This window comes from Pseudomonas sp. URMO17WK12:I12 (assembly GCF_000514395.1).
Lineage (GTDB): Bacteria > Pseudomonadota > Gammaproteobacteria > Pseudomonadales > Pseudomonadaceae > Aquipseudomonas > Aquipseudomonas mucoides.
Genome location: NZ_AZVV01000005.1, coordinates 84271 through 106776 on the forward strand (window position 1 = coordinate 84271; position 22506 = coordinate 106776).

The window sequence follows — 22506 nt, forward strand, 5'->3', positions numbered from 1 at the left end:
CATGGCAATCAAGGTTCTACTGGTCGAGGATGACCGCGCGCTACGCGAGGCACTGGCCGATACGCTGATGCTGGCGGGGCACGATTTCAAAGCAGTCGGTTCGGCCGAGGACGCGCTGGCGGCAGTCGCCGTCGAGGCGTTCAATCTGGTGATCAGCGACGTCAATATGCCGGGCATGGACGGGCATCAGTTGCTTGGCTTGCTGCGATCGCGTCAGCCGCAACTGCCGGTATTGCTGATGACCGCTCATGGCGCCGTCGAGCGCGCAGTCGATGCGATGCGCCAGGGCGCAGCGGACTATCTGGTCAAGCCGTTCGAACCGAAGGCCTTGCTGGATTTGGTCGCGCGTCACGCGTTGGGCAATCTCGGTACGGCCGAGGGCGAAGGTCCGGTGGCGTTCGAACCGGCCAGCGCGCAATTGCTGGAGTTGGCCGCCCGAGTGGCGCGCAGTGATTCCACGGTATTGATCTCTGGCGAGTCCGGCACTGGTAAGGAAGTGCTGGCCCGCTACATTCACCAGCATTCCCACCGCGCCAGTCAGCCGTTTATTGCGATCAACTGCGCCGCGATCCCCGACAACATGCTCGAAGCCACGTTGTTCGGCCATGAAAAGGGTTCGTTCACCGGTGCCATCGCAGCGCAGGCGGGCAAGTTCGAGCAAGCCGACGGCGGCACGATTCTGCTCGACGAAATCTCCGAAATGCCCCTTGGGCTGCAGGCCAAGCTGCTGCGGGTTTTGCAGGAGCGTGAAGTCGAGCGCGTTGGCGCACGCAAAACCATCACCCTGGACATTCGGGTCGTTGCCACGACCAACCGTGATCTGGCCGGTGAAGTGGCGGCGGGGCGTTTTCGTGAAGACCTTTACTATCGACTGTCGGTGTTTCCGCTGGCCTGGCGTCCGCTGCGCGAGCGCACCGCCGACATCCTGCCGTTGGCCGAGCGACTGCTGGCCAAGCACGTCAATAAAATGAAGCACGCGGCGGCGAAACTGTCGCCCGAGGCGCAGGCGTGCCTGATCGGCTATCCGTGGCCGGGCAATGTGCGTGAGCTGGACAATGCGATCCAGCGTGCGTTGATTCTGCAGCAGGGTGGTTTGATCCAGCCGCAGGATTTCTGCCTGTCGGGGCCGGTGGCCTGTGCGCCGTTGCCGACGTTGGCAGCCGCACCGTTGCGAGCAGTCGAGGTGGATGCTGAGTCGGCTGGCGCATTGGGCGATGACCTGCGGCGTCGCGAATTCCAGATGATCATCGATACCCTGCGTTCCGAGCGCGGTCGTCGCAAAGAGGCCGCCGAGCGCCTGGGCATCAGCCCGCGCACCTTGCGCTACAAGCTGGCGCAGATGCGTGACGCCGGCATGGACGTGGAAGCGTACCTGTTCGCCACCTGACCCCTGTAGCAGCCGGACGCAGGCTTCGCCAGCTGCTAAATAGTGCGTTATGGCTTGAATAGGGGAGCGCTTTTGTTTGCAGTGGCCACGGAGCTGGCACCCTTGTTGCTAACACCTCAGTACCCGCCGAGTGAGTGTCAAAAAATTGCGGGTCGCCAACGAGAGTAGATCATGAGCCAAGGTATTGAATTTAATCGGTTGATGCTGGATATGCGCTCCATGCAAATGGATGCCATGTCTGCGCCGAAATCGACTGCCGCAGTCCCTGAATTGGGTGGCAGCAGCTTTTCCGACATGCTCGGTCAGGCCGTCAATAAAGTGAACGACACTCAGCAGGCATCCAATCAGCTGGCCAGTGCCTTCGAAATCGGCAAAAGCGGCGTCGACCTGACGGACGTGATGATTTCCTCGCAGAAGGCCAGCGTGTCTTTCCAGGCGTTGACGCAAGTGCGCAACAAACTGGTTCAGGCTTACCAAGACATCATGCAGATGCCGGTTTAAGGACGAATTGAGTCATGGCAGAAGCAGTCGCCGATAACATTCCGGCCAAGGCCACCCCAATAGACGGCAAACCGCCGCTGTTCGGGTTGTCCTTCCTGGAAAACCTCTCCGAGATGACCATGTTGCGTCAGGTAGGCCTGTTGGTCGGCCTGGCTGCGAGCGTGGCGATTGGTTTTGCCGTGGTGCTGTGGTCGCAGCAGCCGGACTACCGGCCTCTGTACGGCAGCCTTGCCGGTATGGACGCCAAGCAGGTCATGGACACCCTGGCCTCCGCCGATATTCCTTACACCGTTGAACCGAACTCCGGTGCCTTGTTGGTCAAGGCCGATGATTTGTCCCGTGCACGACTGAAACTCGCGGCGGCTGGTGTCACTCCCAGCGACGGCAACATCGGTTTTGAAATCCTCGACAAGGACCAGGGTCTGGGGACCAGCCAGTTCATGGAAGCGACCCGTTATCGTCGCGGCCTCGAAGGCGAACTGGCGCGGACTATTTCCAGCCTGAACAACGTCAAGGGTGCCCGCGTGCACCTGGCGATTCCGAAAAGCTCGGTGTTCGTGCGTGATGAACGCAAGCCAAGCGCTTCGGTACTGGTTGAGCTGTATTCCGGTCGTTCGCTGGAACCGGGCCAGGTGATCGCGATCATCAACCTGGTCGCGACCAGTGTTCCTGAACTGAGCAAATCGCAGATCACCGTCGTCGACCAGAAGGGCAACCTGCTGTCGGATCAGGCGGAGAACTCCGAACTGACCATGGCCGGCAAGCAATTCGATTACAGCCGCCGCATGGAAACCATGCTGACCCAGCGCGTGCACAACATCCTGCAACCGGTGCTGGGCAACGATCGCTATAAAGCCGAAGTGTCTGCCGATGTTGATTTCAGCGCCGTCGAGTCGACCTCCGAGCAGTTCAACCCGGATCAGCCGGCGTTGCGCAGCGAGCAGTCGGTCAATGAACAACGCACCGCCAGCAATGGCCCGCAAGGTGTGCCGGGTGCCTTGAGCAACCAGCCACCGTCGCCAGCCTCGGCACCGCAAACCACCGGCGGCTCGACGGCCTCGGCCGGCATGGTGCAGCCAGGCCAGCCGTTGATCGATGCCAACGGTCAACAAATCATGGACCCGGCCACCGGTCAGCCAATGCTGGCGCCGTACCCGGCGGACAAGCGTCAACAATCCACCAAGAACTTCGAACTCGACCGTTCCATCAGCCACACCAAGCAACAGCAGGGCCGATTGAATCGCCTGTCGGTGTCGGTGGTGGTCGACGATCAGGTCAAGGTCAACGCGGCTAACGGCGAAACCACCCGTGCGCCGTGGAGCGCCGACGAATTGGCGCGCTTCACTCGCCTGGTGCAGGACGCGGTCGGTTTCGACGCCAGCCGTGGCGACAGCGTCAGCGTGATCAACATGCCGTTCTCCGCAGAACGCGGTGAAGTGATTGCCGACATTCCGTTCTACTCGCAGCCGTGGTTCTGGGACATCGTCAAGCAAGTGCTGGGCGTGTTGTTCATCCTGGTGCTGGTGTTCGGTGTGCTGCGTCCGGTGCTCAACAACATCACCGGTGGCGGCAAAGGCAAGCAACTGGCCGGCATCGGCAGCGACGTCGAGTTGGGTGGCATGGGCGGCCTGGACGGCGAACTGGCCAACGACCGCGTCAGCCTCGGCGGCCCGCAAAGCATCCTGCTGCCGAGCCCGAGCGAAGGCTATGACGCACAGTTGAATGCAATCAAGAGTCTGGTGGCAGAAGACCCGGGTCGCGTGGCCCAGGTCGTGAAAGAGTGGATTAACGCAGATGAGTGATAACCGAGCCGTTGCCGCCAAACTGACCAAGGTCGACAAAGCCGCGATCCTGCTGCTGTCCCTCGGTTCGACCGATGCTGCCCAGGTGTTGCGCCACATGGGGCCTAAAGAGGTCCAGCGCGTGGGTGTAGCGATGGCCCAGATGGGCAACGTGCACCGCGAGCAGGTCGAACAGGTCATGAGCGAGTTCGTCGACATCGTCGGCGACCAGACCAGCCTGGGCGTCGGTTCCGACGACTACGTGCGCAAAATGCTCACTCAGGCATTGGGCGAAGACAAGGCCAACGGCCTGATCGACCGTATCCTGCTGGGTGGCAACACCAGCGGCCTCGACAGCCTGAAGTGGATGGAACCGCGCGCCGTCGCCGACGTGATCCGTTACGAGCACCCACAGATCCAGGCCATCGTGGTCGCGTACCTTGACCCGGATCAGGCCGGCGAAGTGCTCGGCAACTTCGACCACAAGGTACGCCTGGACATCATTTTGCGAGTCTCCTCGCTGAACACTGTGCAGCCAGCGGCCCTGAAAGAACTCAACCAGATTCTCGAGAAGCAGTTCTCCGGCAACTCGAATGCCTCGCGCACCACCCTGGGTGGCATCAAGCGTGCGGCCGACATCATGAACTTCCTCGACAGCTCGATCGAAGGTCAACTGATGGACTCGATCCGCGAAGTCGACGAAGACCTGTCCGGTCAGATCGAAGACCTCATGTTCGTGTTCAACAACCTGTCCGATGTCGACGACCGCGGGATTCAGGCGTTGCTGCGCGAAGTGTCTTCCGACGTGCTGGTGCTGGCCCTCAAGGGTTCGGACGAAGGCGTCAAGGAAAAGATCTTCAAGAACATGTCCAAACGGGCGGCCGAACTGTTGCGCGACGACCTCGAGGCCAAAGGCCCGGTGCGCGTCAGCGACGTGGAAACCGCGCAGAAAGAAATCCTCACCATTGCCCGCCGTATGGCCGAAGCCGGAGAAATCGTTCTCGGCGGGAAGGGCGGCGAAGAGATGATCTAAGGTCACTATGTCGTCCAAACATGATGAGTCCCAGACCGACCTGATTCGCGGCAAGCACGTTGCCGGTTTCGACGTCTGGGCGCTGCCCAGTTTCGACCCTTTCGTCCCGGAACCCGAGCCAGAACCTGAGCCCGAGCCGCCGGAGATGGAAGAAGTGCCGCTGGACGAAGTCCAGCCACTGACCCTCGAAGAACTCGAAGCGATTCGCCAGGAAGCCTACAACGAAGGCTTCGCGGTGGGCGAGAAAGAAGGATTCCACAGCACCACGCTCAAGGTTCGTCAGGAAGCCGAAGCAGCGTTGGCGCCGAAGATTGCCGGTCTGGAGCAGTTGATGGTCAACCTGTTCGAGCCTATCGCCGAGCAGGACACCTTCATTGAGAAGTCCCTGGTCGACCTCGTGCAGCACATCACCAAACAAGTGATTCAGCGCGAACTGGCCATCGACTCGACGCAGATCGAACACGTCATGCGTGAAGCGCTCAAGCTGCTGCCGTTGGGCGTGGGCAATGTGCGCCTGTACATCAATCCGCAGGACTTCGAACAAGTCAAAGCCCTGCGCGAGCGCCACGAAGAAACCTGGCGCATCGTCGAAGACGAGTCGCTGTTACCTGGCGGTTGCCGGGTTGAAACCGAACACAGCCGTATCGACGCCACCGTCGAAACCCGCGTCGCCCAGGTCATGGCCAAACTGTTCGATCAGTTGCACGATCAGGCGTTGCATCCGTCTGCGCCGGATCTGCATCTGGAACTGCCGGTCGATGAAAAGCCTGCTGTCGCGCCGGTCGACGCGGAACTGGACGTCCCTGATGCGCCTTGACCGCACCAGCTTCGCCAAACGCCTGGGCGGTTACGCCGAGGCCACTGAACTGGCTGGCGCGCCGATCCTTGAAGGCCGCTTGCTGCGCATGGTCGGCCTGACCCTCGAAGCCGAAGGCTTGCGCGCCGCCATGGGCAGTCGCTGCATGGTCATCAACGACGACAGCTACCATCCGGTGCAAGTCGAAGCCGAAGTGATGGGCTTCTCCGGCAGCAAAGTCTTCCTGATGCCCGTCGGCAGCGTCGCGGGTATTGCGCCCGGTGCCCGTGTGGTTCCGCTGGCCGATACCGGTCGTTTGCCAATGGGCATGAGCATGCTCGGTCGGGTGCTTGATGGCGCCGGTCGTGCGCTGGACGGCAAGGGCGGGATGAAGGCTGAAGACTGGGTGCCGATGGACGGCCCCACCATCAACCCGCTCAAGCGCGAACCGATCAGCGAACCGCTGGACGTCGGCATTCGTACGATCAACGGGTTGTTGACGGTCGGTCGCGGTCAGCGGCTCGGGCTGTTCGCCGGTACCGGTGTCGGTAAATCGGTGTTGCTGGGCATGATGACGCGCTTCACCGAAGCCGACATTATCGTCGTCGGGCTGATCGGTGAGCGGGGTCGAGAAGTTAAAGAATTCATCGAGCACATTCTCGGTGAAGAAGGGCTCAAGCGTTCCGTGGTCGTGGCGTCGCCGGCGGACGATGCGCCGCTGATGCGTCTGCGCGCGGCGATGTACTGCACGCGTATCGCCGAATATTTTCGCGACAAGGGCAAGAACGTCCTGTTGCTCATGGATTCCCTGACCCGTTTCGCCCAGGCCCAGCGGGAAATCGCGCTGGCCATCGGCGAACCGCCTGCCACCAAGGGCTACCCGCCGTCGGTATTCGCCAAGTTGCCCAGACTGGTGGAGCGCGCCGGTAACGCCGAGAAGGGCGGTGGCTCGATCACGGCGTTCTACACCGTGTTGTCCGAAGGCGATGATCAGCAGGACCCGATTGCCGATGCCGCGCGAGGCGTGCTCGACGGCCACATTGTGTTGTCCCGGCGTCTGGCCGAAGAAGGTCACTACCCGGCCATCGACATCGAAGCGTCCATCAGCCGGGTCATGCCGTCGGTGGTCAGCCCGGAACACATGGCTCGCGCGCAGATGTTCAAGCAGTACTGGTCACGCTATCAGCAGAGCCGCGATTTGATCAGCGTCGGCGCGTACGTGCCGGGCGGTGATCGTGAAACCGACACCGCGATCTCCCTCCAGCCAGCCATGGTCACTTACCTGCGTCAGGGTTTGAACGACAACATCGGCATGGGCGCCAGCGTCAACCATCTCGCGTCCATCTTCGCTCCTGCCGCGGGCGGCTAACCGGCCATGGCACTGAGCCGAGCCGCGCGCCTGGCGCCCGTGGTGGACATGGCCGAAAAGGCCGAGAAAGCCGCAGTCATGCGCCTCGGGCATTTTCAGGGTCAGGTGCGAGTGGCGGAAAGCAAGCTCGCCGACCTTGAAGCCTTCCGCCTCGAATACCAGGAACAATGGATCGTGCGCGGCAGCAGTGGCGTTTCCGGCCAGTGGTTGCTGGGGTATCAGGGCTTCCTGGCGCAACTCGGTACGGCCATCGATCAGCAGCGGCAGAGCCTGAACTGGCACCAAAACAACCTGAACAAGGCGCGCGATACCTGGCAGCAGGCGTTTGCCCGTGTCGAAGGCCTGCGAAAACTTGTACAGCGCTACATGGACGAGGCACGGCAGCTGGAAGACAAGCGCGAGCAGAAATTGCTCGATGAGTTGTCGCAGCGCTTGCCCAGACAGGATCCGTATTGAATCAGTGGTTCCGTGTCATCGTTCTTCACGGGCAAGCCACGCTCCCACAGGTCTTGTGTTGATCGTATTTGCTTTGCACGACACGAATCCTGTGCGAGCGAGGCTTGCCCGCGAAGGCGTACTCGAAGACACTGCAAACTATCAATCTTGCTCCCCTTCCAACCAAGTGCTAAACCTTGTACAGCACGTTAGCCAATGACAGGGAAGCCGTTAAATGTCAGTCAATGCAGAAGTCTCCCAGGATGGGAAAAAGCTCACGATTTCGATCAAGGGGCGATTCGATTTCGCCAAGCACCAGGAATTTCGTGAGTCGTACGAGCGTCACAATGGCGGAAAAATGCCGAATTCGGTCGTGGTTGACTTAAAAGAAGCGACCTACCTCGACAGCTCCGCGCTGGGCATGTTGCTACTGTTGCGGGATCACGCCGGGGGTGACAACTCCGACATTCGCGTGGTCAACAGCAATTCGGACGTGAGAAAGATCCTCGCCATCTCCAATTTCGACAAGCTGTTCAACGTCACTTGACTGCCATGCAGTCGCTCGAACCCCTGACGATCCTCATCGCCGAAGACAGCGCGGCCGATCGCATGCTGCTGTCGAGCATTGTCCGCCGCCAGGGCCATAACGTGCTGACGGCCGCCAATGGTGCCGAGGCGGTCGAAACGTTTCGTCAGCAGCAACCGCACCTGGTGTTGATGGACGCGATGATGCCGGTGATGGACGGTTTCGAGGCGGCACGGCAAATCAAGCTGCTCGCCGGGGAAACCCTGGTGCCGATCATCTTCCTGACCTCGCTCACCGAAAGCGAAGCCCTGGCCCGATGCCTGGAGGCTGGCGGCGACGACTTTCTGGCAAAGCCTTATAACCCAGTGATCCTCGCCGCCAAGATCAAGGCGATGGATCGCTTGCGTCGCTTGCAGGCCACGGTGTTGCAGCAGCGCGACCTGATCGGCAGGCATCATGACTATTTGCTCAATGAGCAGCGGGTGGCCAAGGCGGTTTTCGACAAGGTCGCGCATTCCGGCTGCCTGAATGCACCGAATATCCGCTACCTGCAATCGCCTTATGCGCTGTTCAACGGTGATCTGCTGCTGGCTGCCTTTACCCCGGCGGGCGACATGCACGTGCTGCTGGGGGATTTCACCGGCCATGGTTTACCCGCGGCCGTGGGCGCCATGCCCCTGGCCGAAGTCTTCTATGGCATGACCGCCAAGGGTTACGGCCTGTCCGAAACCCTGCGCGAGATGAACGCCAAGCTCAAACGCATCTTGCCGGTGGACATGTTCTGCTGCGCAACCTTGCTGTGCCTGAGCTTTCAGCGACGCTCGGTGGAGGTCTGGAATGGCGGAATGCCGGATGGGTATCTGCATTCCATCGCCACGGGTGAACGCAAGCCGCTGACGGCCCGTCACTTGCCACTGGGCGTGCTGAGCCCGCAAACGTTCAATGACCGCACCGAAGTGTTCCCGATGGCTGTCGGGGACCGAGTGTTCCTGTTGTCCGACGGGGTCATCGATACGTGCGATGGCAATGAGCAGTTGTTTGGTGTGGACCGGTTGCAGCAGGTGTTTGCAGCCAATCGTCAACCTGACGCATTGTTTGGGGAAATCAAGCAGGCGCTGCGCAATTTTGGCGGTGAGGCCCGGGATGATGTGAGCATGGTCGAGGTCAGCCTGCTGGAGGCGACGCAACTGACGCCGCCGGCGCTGGTGTACTCCGACAGCGGCCAGTCCTGTCCACTGGACTGGTCGGTGAATTTCGAGTTTCGCGCCGAGACCCTCAAACGCTTTAATCCGCTGCCGTACCTTTTGCAGTTACTGCTTGAGGTCCACGGGTTGCGGGCTCAAAGCGGCGCGCTCTACAGTGTGCTCGCCGAGCTGTACTCCAATGCGCTGGAGCACGGCGTGCTGGGGTTGGACTCAAGCCTCAAGCGCGATGCGTCGGGTTTTGCACGCTATTACCAGCTACGCAATGAGCGGTTGGAGGGATTGCAGGACGGTTTTGTGCGGGTGCATTTGCAGGTGACGCCAGAAGGCAAGGGCGGTTGCCTGGTCGTTCGGGTTGAAGACAGCGGCAAGGGATTTGACGTGGCGCGTGTGCTGGAACGCCCCCTGGATGGCGTCCGTTTGTCGGGACGTGGTGTCAGTCTTGTCCGCCAGTTGGGCCGTAACGCCAGTTGGTCTGACGAGGGTCGTTGCGCACGCGTGGAGTTTTCCTGGGAGGCTCTGGCATAATTCACCCATTCTTGATCAAGGAGTGAGCAAGTGGCTGACACACATCTGGACCCAAACGTGCTGAGCGCGTTGCAGGAAGTGATGGAGGATGAGTATCCGGAGCTACTGGATACGTTCATTCGCGACTCCGAAGAGCGTTTGAAGCTTCTGCAGAATTATGCCGATGCCATGCAACTCAGGGATGCTGCCCACAGCTTCAAAGGCAGCAGCAGCAACATGGGCGCCACTCGCCTGGCTGAGCTGTGTCATGAGCTGGAGCAGCGCGCCAACCAAAAGAGCCTCGCGGGCATTGAAAAGCTGGTGGGGGAAATCGACGGCGAATTCGCCATCGTCCGACCGCTTTACGAGGCAGAAAAACAGCGTTCTCTCTCCGAGTAACCTGACCACCCGGCGCTTTTAGCGCCGGATGGTTAAACCTGGCTCGACCCTTGCAGACATCTCGCTCACTGTACCTACGATCCCAGTGCAGCGGAGACCGTTTATGCCCGTTACCCCTAATTCACTTCTTCAGGCCAGCACAGCGGCCAAGACGCTTGCCGCGTCCGCCAATACCCCGGCGGTGGCTGCCGAGCCAGGGGACAAGGCGTCCAGCTTTGCTGAGGTCTACGCCAATCAGGCTCAGGACAAGCCTGTCGCGGCCGCTGATAAATCAACCAAACCGGCGGCTGACAATGCGCCGCAAGGCACTGCAAAAACAGACGGCAGCAGTGACAAGGCTGCCGCCCCGGAACCTGTGGTTGCCGATAGCGGCAATTCCTTGCCCGCCGAAAAACCGGCACCGGCCGAGGATGCGGTTGCCGATGATGTCGCACCGGATACCTCCGAGACGCCGGTGGCCGACACCGCGCCAGCCGACCCAAGCCTCGATCCGTCCCTTGATCCAGCCTTGATGGCAGTCGTGCAGCCGGTGATCGCGGCACCCGTCGAGCCCGCTGCGCCGGTGGCCGTTACCGCACAACCGGCAGTGGCATCACCCGTTGCGGCGACCACGGCTGCCGCCCCTGCGCAAACGGCTCCTGCGCCCGTCGCTGCAACCGCCGACAGTGATTTCGATCCTGAAGCCGATCCGCTCGATGCCCTGCCGGCAGTGCGCCTGGCCATGGAGCAGAGTGGTCACGTTTCCGCGTCCAGCCAGTCCCAGCCCAAAGCGTCGCCGGCCCAGGCCCAGGCTGACGGCGAACTGACCTCGGCGCAGAATTTTGCCGCCGGCATGGCGAACATGCTCGACGTGCAAGCCGACAAGGACAGTACCAGCCAGGGCGGCGAGAAGGCGTTCAGCGGTCTGATCGATGACGGCCTGAAAGACCTGAAATCCGCCAGCAGCGACACCCGTGTCGATGACTTCGCCAACCGTCTGGCGGCATTGACTCAGGCGGCCACGCCGAAAACAGCCAACGCCTTGCCGGTGAATCAGCCGATCGCCATGCACCAGAGTGGCTGGACCGAAGAAGTGGTCAATCGGGTCATGTACCTCTCCAGCGCCAATCTCAAGGCGGCCGACATTCAGTTGCAACCGGCCGAACTGGGGCGCTTGGACATTCGGGTGAACATGGTCCCGGATCAACAGACTCAGGTCACCTTCATGAGTGCCCATCCAAGCGTTCGTGAAGCGCTGGACAGCCAGATGCATCGCCTGCGTGACATGTTCACCCAGCAGGGCATGGGGCAAGTCGACGTCAACGTGTCCGACCAGTCCCGTGGCTGGCAGGGACAGGGCCAGGAACAGGCGCAACAGGGGCAGGGTGGTCGCACCCATGCCAGTGGTGGTCGCCTCGACTCAATGGATGAAGAACTCGCGCCGACGGTGGCTGAAGTGGCGCAAGCTGCTACCAGCGTGATTGGCTCCAGCGCCGTCGACTACTACGCCTGATAAAAACGCAAAACCCTTGTAGGAGTGAGCCTGCTCGCGATAGCGGTGTAACAGTCAACGAAGCGGTTGAATGTTACTGCCTTATCGCGAGCAGGCTCGCTCCTACATTTTTTGTGGTGTCCCTGAAATCCCCGCCCAGCGCCCTCCCGACACTTCTGGCATAACACTTGCTCTTGCCTTGCCGTGCGACTGTGAAAACCCGAATAGTGACGGATTATTGGCATGGCGAAGAGCGAAGCAGTAGTAAAAGACCCCGCAACCAAAGGCAAGATCAAGCTGATTGTTTTGATCGTGGTGGCCTTGCTGCTGGCGATCGGCATGTCCGTGGGGGCGACCTGGTTCTTCATGCACAGCGCCCAGAGCAAACCGGTTGCGGCGGAAACCGCCGTGGTCGGCAAGCAGCCCGCGATTTTCGAGCCCATGGCGCCGGCCTTCGTGGCTAACTACAACCAGAATGGCCGTCAGCGCTACATGCAGGTGAGCATCACCATGCAGGGCCGCAACCAGGCCGATCTGGACGCGCTCAAGGTGCACATGCCGGTGATCCGCAACAACCTGGTCATGCTGTTCTCCGGTCAGGATTTCAACACCCTGGCCACGCCGGTTGGCCAGGAAATGTTGCGTCAGAAGGCCACGGCCAGCGTGCAGGAAGTGGCGCAAAAAGAACTCGGCAAAGTGGTTATCGAACAGTTGCTTTTCACTAATTTCGTACTGCAGTAGGAACACGACATGGCCGTGCAGGACCTGCTGTCCCAGGATGAGATCGATGCGCTGTTGCATGGCGTCGACGATGGTCTGGTACAGACCGATAACGTTGCTGAGCCCGGCAGCGTCAAAAGCTACGACCTGACCAGCCAGGATCGCATCGTCCGCGGACGCATGCCGACCCTGGAAATGATCAACGAGCGTTTCGCCCGCTACACCCGCATCAGCATGTTCAACATGCTGCGCCGCTCGGCGGACGTTGCCGTCGGTGGTGTGCAGGTGATGAAGTTCGGCGAATACGTGCACTCGCTGTACGTGCCGACCAGCCTCAACCTGGTCAAGATCAAGCCGTTGCGCGGCACTGCGCTGTTCATCCTCGACGCCAAGCTGGTGTTCAAGCTGGTGGACAACTTCTTCGGCGGCGATGGCCGTCACGCCAAGATCGAGGGGCGTGAATTCACCCCGACCGAACTGCGCGTGGTGCGCATGGTGCTGGAGCAGGCCTTCGTCGATTTGAAGGAAGCCTGGCAGGCGATCATGGAAGTGAACTTCGAGTACATCAACTCGGAAGTGAACCCGGCCATGGCCAACATCGTCGGCCCCAGCGAAGCGGTGGTGGTGTCGACCTTCCACATCGAACTCGATGGCGGTGGCGGTGACCTGCACGTGACCATGCCGTACTCGATGATCGAGCCGGTGCGCGAAATGCTCGACGCCGGTTTCCAGTCGGACCTCGACGATCAGGACGAGCGCTGGGTCAACGCCCTGCGTCAGGACGTGCTGGATGTCGACGTGCCGATCGGCGCTACGGTTGCGCGTCGCCAGTTGCGCTTGCGCGACATCCTGCACATGCAGCCGGGGGACATCATCCCGGTCGAGATGCCGGAAGAAATGATCATGCGCGCCAATGGCGTGCCTGCGTTCAAGGTCAAGATGGGCTCGCACAAAGGCAACCTTGCGTTGCAGGTGATCGAGCCGATCGAGCGCCGCTGACCGGCGCTCAAACCTCCTTGTTTTAACAGACTGCTACTAACCGAATTTTTGCCCGCCGAGGACAAATGATGAACGACGATATGAACGCGCAGGACGACCAGGCGCTGGCTGATGAATGGGCTGCGGCCCTGGAAGAAACCGGTGACGCCGGTCAGGACGATATCGACGCCTTGCTGGCCGCCGATACCGCTGGCTCGTCGTCCAACCGTCTGCCGATGGAAGAGTTCGGCAGCGTGGCGAAGAACAACGACCCGGTGAGTCTGGAAGGTCCGAACCTGGACGTGATCCTTGATATCCCGGTGTCGATTTCCATGGAAGTGGGTAGCACCGACATCAACATCCGTAACCTGCTGCAACTCAACCAGGGTTCGGTGATCGAGCTCGATCGTCTGGCCGGTGAGCCGCTGGACGTACTGGTCAACGGCACGCTGATCGCTCACGGCGAAGTGGTCGTGGTCAACGAGAAGTTCGGCATTCGCCTGACGGACGTGATCAGCCCAAGCGAACGCATCAAGAAGCTGCGCTAAGTGAAAAAGGTTCTGGGGTGTGTACTGGCGATGCCCTTCAGTGCGCTGGCCGCCGAGACGGTTGCGACCGCTACGACGGCGGTCGCGCCGGCGGTCAGCAGTGGCGTGGCCGGGCAATTGACGCAGTTGGTCTTCGGCTTGCTGCTGGTGCTGGGGTTGATCTTCTTCCTCGCCTGGCTGTTGCGCCGGTTCCAGCAGGCCGGGCCGGCCGGCAAAGGGCAGGTGATCGAGTTGATCGGTTCCCGCGCACTCGGTCCCCGTGATCGTCTGATGCTGGTGCAGGTCGGCAACGAACAGATTCTGCTTGGCCTCAGTCCTGGCACCATCACCGCGTTGCATGTGCTCAAAGAGCCGGTGCAAGTGCCGGGCGTGACTGAAAAAGCGACCCCGGAGTTTGCCCAGCGTCTATTGGAGATGCTCGGCAAGGATCAAAAGGATAAGAAGTAATGGGTGCGTTACGCATCGTCTTGACGCTGGCCCTGATGCTGGCTGCGCCGCTGGCGTTCGCCGCCGATCCGTTGTCGATCCCGGCGATCACCTTGGGCACCAACGCCAATGGTGCTCAGGAATACTCGGTCAGCCTGCAAATCCTGCTGATCATGACCGCGCTGAGTTTCATCCCGGCGTTCGTCATGCTGATGACCAGCTTCACGCGGATCATCATTGTCTTCTCGATCCTGCGCCAGGCCCTGGGCCTGCAACAGACACCGTCGAACCAGATCCTCACGGGCATGGCGCTGTTTCTGACGCTGTTCATTATGGCGCCGGTGTTTGACCGGGTGAATCAGGACGCCTTGCAGCCGTATCTGGCGGAAAAACTGACCGCCCAGGATGCCGTCGCCAAGGCTCAGGTGCCGATCAAGGACTTCATGCTGGCGCAGACGCGCAGCAGCGATCTTGAATTGTTCATGCGCCTGTCCAAGCGCACCGACATCGCGTCGCCCGATCAGGCGCCGCTGACCATTCTGGTGCCGGCGTTTGTCACGTCTGAGCTGAAAACCGCGTTCCAGATCGGCTTCATGATTTTCATTCCGTTCCTGATCATCGACCTGGTGGTGGCCAGTGTGCTGATGGCGATGGGCATGATGATGCTCTCGCCACTGATCATTTCCCTGCCGTTCAAGATCATGTTGTTCGTGCTGGTGGATGGCTGGGCGTTGATCATCGGTACGTTGGCGAGCAGCTTCGGCGGTGTCTCGCCATGACGCCGGAAGTCGCGGTAGACATCTTTCGCGAAGCGCTGTGGCTGACCACGATGATGGTTGCCGTGCTGGTGATCCCGAGCCTGCTGGTCGGCCTGTTGGTGGCGATGTTCCAGGCCGCCACGCAGATCAACGAACAGACCCTGAGCTTCCTCCCGCGCTTGCTGGTCATGCTGGTCACGCTGATCGTTGCCGGCCCATGGCTGGTGCAGACGTTCATGGAATACATCCTGCAGTTGTACGGCAGCATTCCTCAGGTCATTGGCTAAACCATGCCGTCGCTGTTGCAACTGACCGACACCCAGATCAGTACCTGGGTGGCGACGTTCATGTTGCCGCTGTTTCGCATCGGCGCCTTGCTGATGGTCATGCCGGTGTTTGGTACAACGCTGGTGCCCAAACGTGTGCGTTTGTACTTTGCGTTGGCGATCACCGTGGTGATCGCTCCGGGGCTGCCGCCGATGCCGCCGGTCAATGCGCTGGACTTGAGTGGGCTGCTGCTGATCGCCGAGCAGATCCTGATTGGCGCGATTCTGGGTTTTTCCTTACAGCTGTTCTTTCAGGCCTTCGTGGTCGCCGGGCAGATCGTTTCCATTCAGATGGGCATGGGCTTCGCGTCGATGGTCGACCCCACCAACGGCGTTTCGGTGGCGGTGATCGGGCAGTTCTTCACCATGCTGGTGACACTGCTGTTCCTGTCTATGAACGGGCATCTGGTGGTGTTCGAAGTCCTGACTGAAAGCTTCACCACCCTGCCGGTTGGCAGCGGATTGTTGGTCAATCATTTCTGGGAACTGGCCGGCAAGCTCGGCTGGGTCCTCGGTGCGGCGTTGTTGTTGGTGTTGCCAGCGATCACGGCGCTGCTGGTAGTCAACATCGCGTTCGGCGTGATGACCCGGGCCGCGCCGCAGCTGAATATCTTCTCTATCGGTTTTCCGCTGACCCTGGTGCTCGGGCTGTTCATCGTCTGGGTCGGGCTGGCGGACATCATCAATCAGTATCAACCGCTGGCCACCGAGGCCTTGCAGTTTTTACGCGAACTCGCACGGGCGCGCTGAGTCATGGCTGAGAGCGAAAGCGGTCAGGACAAAACAGAAGACCCCACGGAGAAGCGCAAAAAAGACTCACGGGACAAGGGTGAGATTGCGCGTTCCAAGGAGCTCAACACCCTGGCGATCATGCTCGCCGGCGCCGGCGGCCTGCTGGTTTTCGGCGGCGCCCTCGCGCAGGAAATGATGGAGCTGATGCGGATGAACTTCACGCTCTCGCGGGAAGTGATTCTGGATCAACGCAACATGGGCGCCTTCCTCCTGCATTCGGGGCAGATTGCGCTGGTGGCGATTCAGCCGTTGATGATCACCTTGCTGCTGGCCGCGTTGATCGGTCCGATTTCCCTGGGTGGCTGGTTGTTCGCAGCGGGTTCCATGGCACCGAAGTTCAGTCGCATGAATCCTGGCGCGGGGCTCAAGCGGATGTTCTCGGCCAAGGCCATCGTCGAGCTGCTCAAGGCGTTGGCGAAGTTTCTGATCGTGCTGTTCGTGGCACTGGCGGTGTTGTCTTCCGACATCGACGACCTGATGCGCATCGCGCACGAGCCGTTGGAGATGGCGGTCATTCACAGCCTGCAAGTGGTGGGCTGGAGCACCTTGTGGATGGCCTGCGGGCTGATCATCATCGCCGCCGTCGACGTGCCGGTGCAGTTGTGGGAAAGCCACAAGAAACTGCTGATGACCAAGCAGGAAGTGCGCGACGAGCACAAGGATCAGGAAGGGCGGCCGGAGGTCAAACAGCGCATCCGCCAGTTGCAGCGCGAAATGTCGCAACGGCGGATGATGGCGGCCATTCCCGAGGCCGATGTGGTCATCACCAACCCGACCCACTACGCCGTGGCGCTCAAGTACGACCCGGACAAAGGCAGCGCGCCGGTGCTGCTGGCCAAGGGCAGTGACTTCCTGGCCTTGAAAATCCGCGAAATCGCCGTGGCCAACAATGTCTTGCTGCTCGAATCGCCCGCCCTGGCGCGTTCGATCTATTACTCCACCGAGCTGGAGCAGGAAATACCCGGTGGCCTGTACCTGGCGGTCGCCCAGGTATTGGCTTACGTCTACCAGATCCGCCAGCACCGCGCCGGCAAAGGCAAGCCGCCTGAGCCGCTCAAGGATGACCTGCCGATTCCACCGGATCTGCGCCGCGATTCCTGACCCACCCCTGAAGCAGCTGTCGAGCCTCGCAGGCTCGACAGCTGCTACAAAAAAACTCCAATCAATCCCTCTATTTACCTCCTCTGCAAAAGTTGGAAGGCTTCTTGCAATAGCCGCTTTGCGCCAGCTTCAGGCGTCAAAAGTTTGCTTTAAAGGAACGGGGAAAACCGTGGATCGCTCTCAGTTATTCAACAGTGCTCGCACAAACGTTGCCGACTTAAGTCGGGGCAATCTGGGCGTGCCGTTGTTGCTGCTGGTCATGCTGGCCATGATGATGCTGCCGGTGCCGCCGTTCCTGCTGGACGTGTTCTTCACGTTCAACATCGCACTGTCGATCGTCGTTTTGCTGGTCTGCGTCTACGCCTTGCGGCCGCTGGACTTCGCGGTGTTCCCGACCATTCTGCTGGTCGCGACGTTGCTGCGACTGGCGCTGAACGTGGCCTCCACGCGGGTGGTGATGCTCCACGGTCAGGACGGCCACGCCGCCGCCGGTAAGGTGATCCAGGCCTTCGGTGAGGTGGTGATCGGCGGTAACTACGTGGTCGGTATCGTGGTCTTCGCGATTTTAATGATCATCAACTTCGTCGTGGTGACCAAGGGTGCCGGGCGGATTTCCGAGGTGAGCGCGCGCTTCACCCTCGATGCGATGCCCGGCAAACAAATGGCAATCGACGCCGATTTGAACGCCGGCCTGATTGATCAGAACCAGGCCAAACTGCGCCGGATGGAAGTCGCCCAGGAGGCTGAGTTCTACGGTTCCATGGACGGTGCCAGCAAATTCGTGCGCGGTGACGCCATTGCCGGCCTGTTGATTCTGTTCATCAACCTGATCGGCGGCATGGCGGTCGGTATCTTCCAGCACGGCATGACCTTTGGCGATGCCGGTCGGGTGTACGCGCTGTTGACCATCGGTGACGGTTTGGTGGCGCAATTGCCATCACTGCTGTTGTCCACGGCCGCCGCGATCATGGTGACCCGTGCTTCCGGTTCGGAAGACATGGGCAAGCAAATCAATCGCCAGATGTTCGCCTCGCCGAAAGCGTTGGCTGTCGCGGCGGGACTGATGGCAGTGATGGGCCTGGTGCCCGGCATGCCGCACTTTTCCTTCCTGAGCATGGCTGCTCTCGCTGCCGGTGGTGCGTACCTGTTCTGGAAGAAGCAGAACGTGGTCAAGGTCCAGGCGCTGCAAGAGGTCAAGCGTCAGCAGGAACTGCTGCCATCGCCGGCCCGCGCCATGGAGACCAAAGAGCTGGGCTGGGATGACGTCACGCCTATCGACATGATTGGCCTGGAAGTCGGCTATCGCCTGATTCCGCTGGTAGACCGCAATCAGGGGGGGCAACTGCTGGCGCGGATCAAGGGCGTGCGCAAGAAGCTGTCCCAGGACCTGGGCTTCCTGATGCCGACGGTGCATATCCGTGACAACCTCGACCTGGCGCCGAGTGCCTACCGCCTCACGCTCATGGGCGTGATCCTGGCAGAAGCCGAGATTTACCCGGATCGCGAACTGGCGATCAACCCGGGGCAGGTCTACGGCACGCTTAATGGCATAACCGCCAAAGATCCGGCTTTTGGCCTGGAGGCGGTCTGGATCGAAATCAGCCAGCGCGCCCAGGCGCAATCGCTCGGTTACACGGTGGTCGATGCCAGTACCGTGGTTGCCACGCACTTGAACCAGATCCTGTACAAGCACTCCAGCGAACTGATCGGTCACGAAGAAGTCCAGCAACTCATGCAATTGCTGGCCAAAAGCTCGCCTAAACTGGCTGAAGAGCTGGTGCCGGGCGTGGTTTCGCTGTCGCAGCTGCTCAAGGTGTTGCAAGCGCTGCTGGCCGAACAGGTGCCTGTGCGCGACATTCGCAGCATCGCCGAGGCGATCGCCAACAACGCCGCCAAGAGTCAAGATACTGCCGCTTTGGTGGCCGCTGTGCGGGTCGGTGTATCCCGCGCAATCGTCCAAAGCATTGTAGGCACTGACTCCGAGCTACCAGTGATCACCCTGGAGCCAAGGTTGGAACAGATATTGCTCAATAGTCTTCAGAAGGCAGGACAAGGCTCGGAAGAGGGCGTTCTGCTGGAGCCAAGCATGGCAGAGAAGCTGCAGCGCTCGTTGATCGATGCGGCGCAGCGTCAGGAAATGCAAGGTCAGCCGGTGATTCTGCTGGTGGCCGGCCCGGTTCGCGCCATGTTGTCGCGATTTGGCCGACTGGCAGTCCCGGGTTTGCATGTGTTGGCTTATCAGGAAATCCCTGACAACAAGCAAGTGACCATCGTTGCGACAGTAGGGCCCAACGGCTGAGGTAGTGGTTTATGCAAGTTAAGCGTTTTTTCGCCGCCGATATGCGTCAGGCCATGAAACTGGTTCGTGATGAGCTGGGCGCCGATGCCGCCATTATTGGCAATCGCCGGATCGCCGGCGGTGTCGAGCTGACGGCTGCGCTGGATTACAAATTGTCGGCGCTGGCCCCGCGCGTTCCGAACATGGAACTCGAGGATGAGCTGCGCAAGACCCAATCGCGCATTGTGACTGCCCAGGCCGAATTGAGCCTGCGTGGCGATGGCGAGACCGAAGGCGACAACACCACCAATCGCCAGTTGTTCGCCGGCCTGCCACTGACCGCTGCCGAGCCACTGATCGAACCGACCTACGCCGAACCGCGTCGCTCGGCGCCTGCCCCGGCACCGGCTGCTGGCGGCGTTGATCCACGCGCGTTCGACTCGATGCGCTTCGAACTCAACAGCCTGCGTGAACTGATGGAAGTACAGCTCGGTTCGCTGGCCTGGAATCAGCTGCAAGGCAGTCGTCCGGCCCAGGCCAACCTTTGGCGTCGCCTGCAACGCATCGGCCTGTCCGGCCCGTTGTCGCGCGATCTGCTGGCCATGATCGGTGATATCGATGAGCCCCGTCAGGCCTGGCGCATGTTGCTGGCGCACCTGGCGCGGATGATTGCCACACCGGAAGTCGAGCCACTGGAAGAGGGCGGCGTGATTGCCATGGTCGGCCCTGCCGGCATGGGCAAGACCACCACCCTGGCCAAGCTCGCTGCCCGTTACGTGCTCAAGTACGGCGCGCAGAACATCGCGCTGGTGAGCATGGACAGCTTTCGCATTGGCGCCCAGGAGCAGCTCAAGACGCTGGGGCGCATTCTCAATGTGTCGGTGACCCACGTCGATCCGGGCCAGTCGCTGGTTCAGGCGCTGGAGCCGCTGCTGCGCAAACGCGTGGTGCTGATCGATACCGCAGGCCTTCAGGCCAGCGATCCGGCCCTGCGCATGCAGCTCGAAAGCCTGGCCGGGCGTGGCATCAAATCAAAAAATTACCTGGTGCTCGCAACCACCAGCCAAAAACAGGTTCTAACAGCCGCTTATCACAGTTACAAGCGCTGCGGGCTCGCTGGCTGCATCCTGACTAAACTGGATGAAACGGCAAGTCTGGGCGAGGTGCTGAGCCTGGCGATCAGTCATGAATTGCCGGTGGCGTACCTGACCGATGGTCCGCGGATTCCGGATGATTTGCATCTGCCGCGCCGTCATCAGTTGGTCAGTCGCGCCGTGAGCGTGCAAATGCAGGAAGAACCCAGCGAAGAAGCCATGGCTGATATGTTCGCTGATATTTACCACAGCCCGACCAAGCAGGTTGGCTAAGGTAGTCATGAACAGTTTTTGTACCTACATCGATGGTCTGCCATGCATTGTTCCATTTGCGAACGCGCAGCCAGTAATGTGGCCTCCGTCTATGCAAGACAAGGTAAAGAAATAACATGGGCAGCATGCATCCCGTACAGGTGATCGCGGTGACCGGCGGCAAAGGTGGCGTCGGCAAGACTAACGTGTCAGTGAATTTGTCACTGGCCCTGGCTGAACTCGGCCGTCGCGTCATGCTGTTGGACGCTGACCTGGGCCTGGCGAACGTCGACGTTCTGTTGGGACTGACACCCAAACGTACCCTGGCCGACGTGATCGAAGGCCGCTGCGAGCTGCGCGACGTTCTGTTGCAGGGCCCGGGCGGTATTCGAATTGTTCCGGCCGCGTCCGGTACCCAGAGCATGGTTCATTTGAGCCCGGCTCAACACGCCGGCCTGATCCAGGCGTTCAGCGACATCGGCGACAACCTCGACGTATTGGTGATCGACACCGCTGCGGGCATAGGTGACTCGGTAGTCAGCTTTGTTCGCGCAGCGCAAGAAGTCTTGCTGGTGGTCTGCGACGAGCCGACCTCGATCACCGACGCCTACGCGCTGATCAAACTGCTTAACCGCGATTACGGCATGAACCGCTTCCGTGTCCTGGCCAACATGGCCCAGAGCCCGCAAGAAGGTCGCAACCTGTTCGCCAAGTTGACCAAGGTCACCGACCGCTTTCTCGACGTTGCCTTGCAATACGTCGGCGCGGTGCCTTACGACGAAAGCGTGCGCAAGGCTGTGCAGAAACAACGTGCCGTGTATGAAGCCTTCCCGCGTTCCAAGTGCGCCCTGGCGTTCAAGGCCATCGCGCAGAAAGTTGATACCTGGCCGCTGCCTGCCAACCCGCGCGGGCACCTTGAGTTTTTCGTCGAGCGCCTCGTGCAACAGACCGCAGGACCCGTCCTATGACAGCCAGTGGCTACAACCTCTACAAGAAGTCGGCACGTGACGCGCAGTACGAGCTGATCGAGCGTTACGCGCCACTGGTCAAACGCATTGCTTACCACTTGCTGGCCCGTCTGCCGGCCAGTGTCCAGGTTGAAGACCTGATCCAGGCCGGGATGATCGGCCTGCTCGAAGTATCGACCAAATACGACGCCAGCAAAGGCGCCAGTTTCGAGACGTACGCGGGCATACGAATCCGCGGCGCCATGCTCGATGAAGTACGCAAGGGGGACTGGGCGCCACGTTCGGTCCACCGAAATACCCGTATGGTCAGTGACGCAATTCGCTCTATTGAAGCTAAAACCGGCCGTGACGCTAAAGATCACGAGGTTGCGGCCGAACTCCAATTGAGTCTCGACGATTATTACGGGATTTTGAACGACACCCTGGGCAGCCGCTTATTCAGTTTCGACGATCTGTTGCAGGACGGCGAACACGAAGGGCTGCACGAGGATGGCGCGAGTGCTCATCTCGAGCCGTCACGCGATCTGGAAGATGAACGCTTCCAGGCGGCGCTGGCGGACGCGATTGCCAATTTGCCGGAGCGCGAGCGACTGGTGTTGGCGCTGTACTACGACGAAGAGTTGAATCTCAAGGAAATCGGTGAGGTCCTGGGGGTCAGCGAATCGCGGGTCAGCCAGTTACACAGCCAGTGCGCGGCCCGTTTGCGGGGGCGTTTGGGGGAGTGGCGAGCGCGCTGAAGGCAGTGTGGGGACACTGCGAACGGGGCTGGTGCGGATTTGAACGGCACCGGTCGCGATCTGTTGTGCTCCAGACAGTCATCGAGTGAATTGCCGAATTGATTGAAATGGCGCGTCCAGG

23 protein-coding genes are annotated in these 22506 nt (G+C 60.6%); all 23 read left to right on the top strand.

Features of this window, described 5'->3' with window-relative positions:
- Position 1 precedes the first annotated feature (1 nt).
- The 23 genes from D882_RS0105725 (at position 2) to fliA (ending at position 22385) form a co-directional block, all read left to right on the top strand.
- A complete protein-coding gene (locus tag D882_RS0105725) occupies positions 2-1387 on the top strand; it encodes a sigma-54 dependent transcriptional regulator (protein ID WP_027922353.1) in 1386 nt (461 codons plus the stop codon).
- A gap of 171 nt (positions 1388-1558) precedes the next feature.
- Positions 1559-1888: a flagellar hook-basal body complex protein FliE gene (fliE, locus tag D882_RS0105730; RefSeq protein ID WP_008072611.1), complete on the top strand. Its 330-nt coding sequence runs from the start codon at positions 1559-1561 to the stop codon at positions 1886-1888.
- A 14-nt stretch (positions 1889-1902) separates the two neighbouring features.
- Complete coding sequence (fliF, locus tag D882_RS0105735) at positions 1903-3690, top strand: flagellar basal-body MS-ring/collar protein FliF (RefSeq protein ID WP_027922354.1); 1788 nt, start codon at positions 1903-1905, stop codon at positions 3688-3690.
- Positions 3683-4702: a flagellar motor switch protein FliG gene (gene fliG / locus D882_RS0105740; protein ID WP_007894195.1), complete on the top strand. Its 1020-nt coding sequence runs from the start codon at positions 3683-3685 to the stop codon at positions 4700-4702. The genes fliF and fliG overlap by 8 nt, the downstream gene beginning before the upstream one ends.
- A 7-nt stretch (positions 4703-4709) precedes the next feature.
- Positions 4710-5519 carry a flagellar assembly protein FliH gene (gene fliH, locus D882_RS0105745; RefSeq protein ID WP_027922355.1) on the top strand — a complete coding sequence of 270 codons (810 nt, stop codon included), beginning with the start codon at positions 4710-4712 and terminating at the stop codon, positions 5517-5519.
- Positions 5509-6867, top strand: coding sequence for a flagellar protein export ATPase FliI (fliI, locus tag D882_RS0105750; protein WP_027922356.1), 1359 nt, complete (start codon positions 5509-5511; stop codon positions 6865-6867). Before fliH ends, fliI begins: the two co-directional genes overlap by 11 nt.
- A 6-nt stretch (positions 6868-6873) precedes the next feature.
- Complete coding sequence (fliJ, locus tag D882_RS0105755; RefSeq protein ID WP_027922357.1) at positions 6874-7323, top strand: flagellar export protein FliJ; 450 nt, start codon at positions 6874-6876, stop codon at positions 7321-7323.
- A gap of 214 nt (positions 7324-7537) precedes the next feature.
- Positions 7538-7849: an STAS domain-containing protein gene (locus D882_RS0105760; protein WP_027922358.1), complete on the top strand. Its 312-nt coding sequence runs from the start codon at positions 7538-7540 to the stop codon at positions 7847-7849.
- A gap of 5 nt (positions 7850-7854) precedes the next feature.
- Positions 7855-9558, top strand: a complete 1704-nt coding sequence (locus D882_RS0105765; protein ID WP_027922359.1) for a fused response regulator/phosphatase — start codon at positions 7855-7857, stop codon at positions 9556-9558.
- A gap of 30 nt (positions 9559-9588) precedes the next feature.
- Positions 9589-9936 carry an Hpt domain-containing protein gene (locus D882_RS0105770; RefSeq protein ID WP_027922360.1) on the top strand — a complete coding sequence of 116 codons (348 nt, stop codon included), beginning with the start codon at positions 9589-9591 and terminating at the stop codon, positions 9934-9936.
- Between the two features lie 103 nt (positions 9937-10039).
- Positions 10040-11428 (top strand): flagellar hook-length control protein FliK, encoded by a 1389-nt coding sequence (locus D882_RS0105775; RefSeq protein WP_027922361.1) that lies wholly within the window; start codon positions 10040-10042, stop codon positions 11426-11428.
- A 222-nt stretch (positions 11429-11650) separates the two neighbouring features.
- Complete coding sequence (gene fliL / locus D882_RS0105780) at positions 11651-12148, top strand: flagellar basal body-associated protein FliL (RefSeq protein ID WP_027922362.1); 498 nt, start codon at positions 11651-11653, stop codon at positions 12146-12148.
- Between the two features lie 9 nt (positions 12149-12157).
- Positions 12158-13126, top strand: coding sequence for a flagellar motor switch protein FliM (gene fliM / locus D882_RS0105785; RefSeq protein ID WP_027922363.1), 969 nt, complete (start codon positions 12158-12160; stop codon positions 13124-13126).
- 68 nt (positions 13127-13194) lie between these two features.
- Positions 13195-13653 (top strand): flagellar motor switch protein FliN, encoded by a 459-nt coding sequence (gene fliN / locus D882_RS0105790; RefSeq protein WP_027922364.1) that lies wholly within the window; start codon positions 13195-13197, stop codon positions 13651-13653.
- Positions 13654-14100 carry a flagellar biosynthetic protein FliO gene (fliO, locus tag D882_RS0105795; RefSeq protein ID WP_027922365.1) on the top strand — a complete coding sequence of 149 codons (447 nt, stop codon included), beginning with the start codon at positions 13654-13656 and terminating at the stop codon, positions 14098-14100.
- A complete protein-coding gene (gene fliP / locus D882_RS0105800) occupies positions 14100-14858 on the top strand; it encodes a flagellar type III secretion system pore protein FliP (RefSeq protein WP_027922366.1) in 759 nt (252 codons plus the stop codon). Before fliO ends, fliP begins: the two co-directional genes overlap by 1 nt.
- Positions 14855-15124: a flagellar biosynthesis protein FliQ gene (fliQ, locus tag D882_RS0105805; RefSeq protein ID WP_007948918.1), complete on the top strand. Its 270-nt coding sequence runs from the start codon at positions 14855-14857 to the stop codon at positions 15122-15124. The genes fliP and fliQ overlap by 4 nt, the downstream gene beginning before the upstream one ends.
- A gap of 3 nt (positions 15125-15127) precedes the next feature.
- Complete coding sequence (gene fliR / locus D882_RS0105810; RefSeq protein ID WP_027922367.1) at positions 15128-15913, top strand: flagellar biosynthetic protein FliR; 786 nt, start codon at positions 15128-15130, stop codon at positions 15911-15913.
- 3 nt (positions 15914-15916) lie between these two features.
- Positions 15917-17056, top strand: coding sequence for a flagellar biosynthesis protein FlhB (gene flhB, locus D882_RS0105815; protein WP_027922368.1), 1140 nt, complete (start codon positions 15917-15919; stop codon positions 17054-17056).
- 169 nt (positions 17057-17225) lie between these two features.
- Positions 17226-19355, top strand: a complete 2130-nt coding sequence (flhA, locus tag D882_RS0105820) for a flagellar biosynthesis protein FlhA (RefSeq protein WP_027922369.1) — start codon at positions 17226-17228, stop codon at positions 19353-19355.
- A gap of 11 nt (positions 19356-19366) precedes the next feature.
- On the top strand, positions 19367-20701 hold the full coding sequence (flhF, locus tag D882_RS0105825) for a flagellar biosynthesis protein FlhF (RefSeq protein ID WP_027922370.1): 1335 nt from the start codon (positions 19367-19369) through the stop codon (positions 20699-20701).
- 116 nt (positions 20702-20817) lie between these two features.
- Complete coding sequence (gene fleN / locus D882_RS0105830) at positions 20818-21648, top strand: flagellar synthesis regulator FleN (RefSeq protein ID WP_003222917.1); 831 nt, start codon at positions 20818-20820, stop codon at positions 21646-21648.
- Positions 21645-22385: an RNA polymerase sigma factor FliA gene (fliA, locus tag D882_RS0105835; RefSeq protein ID WP_007894214.1), complete on the top strand. Its 741-nt coding sequence runs from the start codon at positions 21645-21647 to the stop codon at positions 22383-22385. The genes fleN and fliA overlap by 4 nt, the downstream gene beginning before the upstream one ends.
- Positions 22386-22506 lie beyond the last annotated feature (121 nt).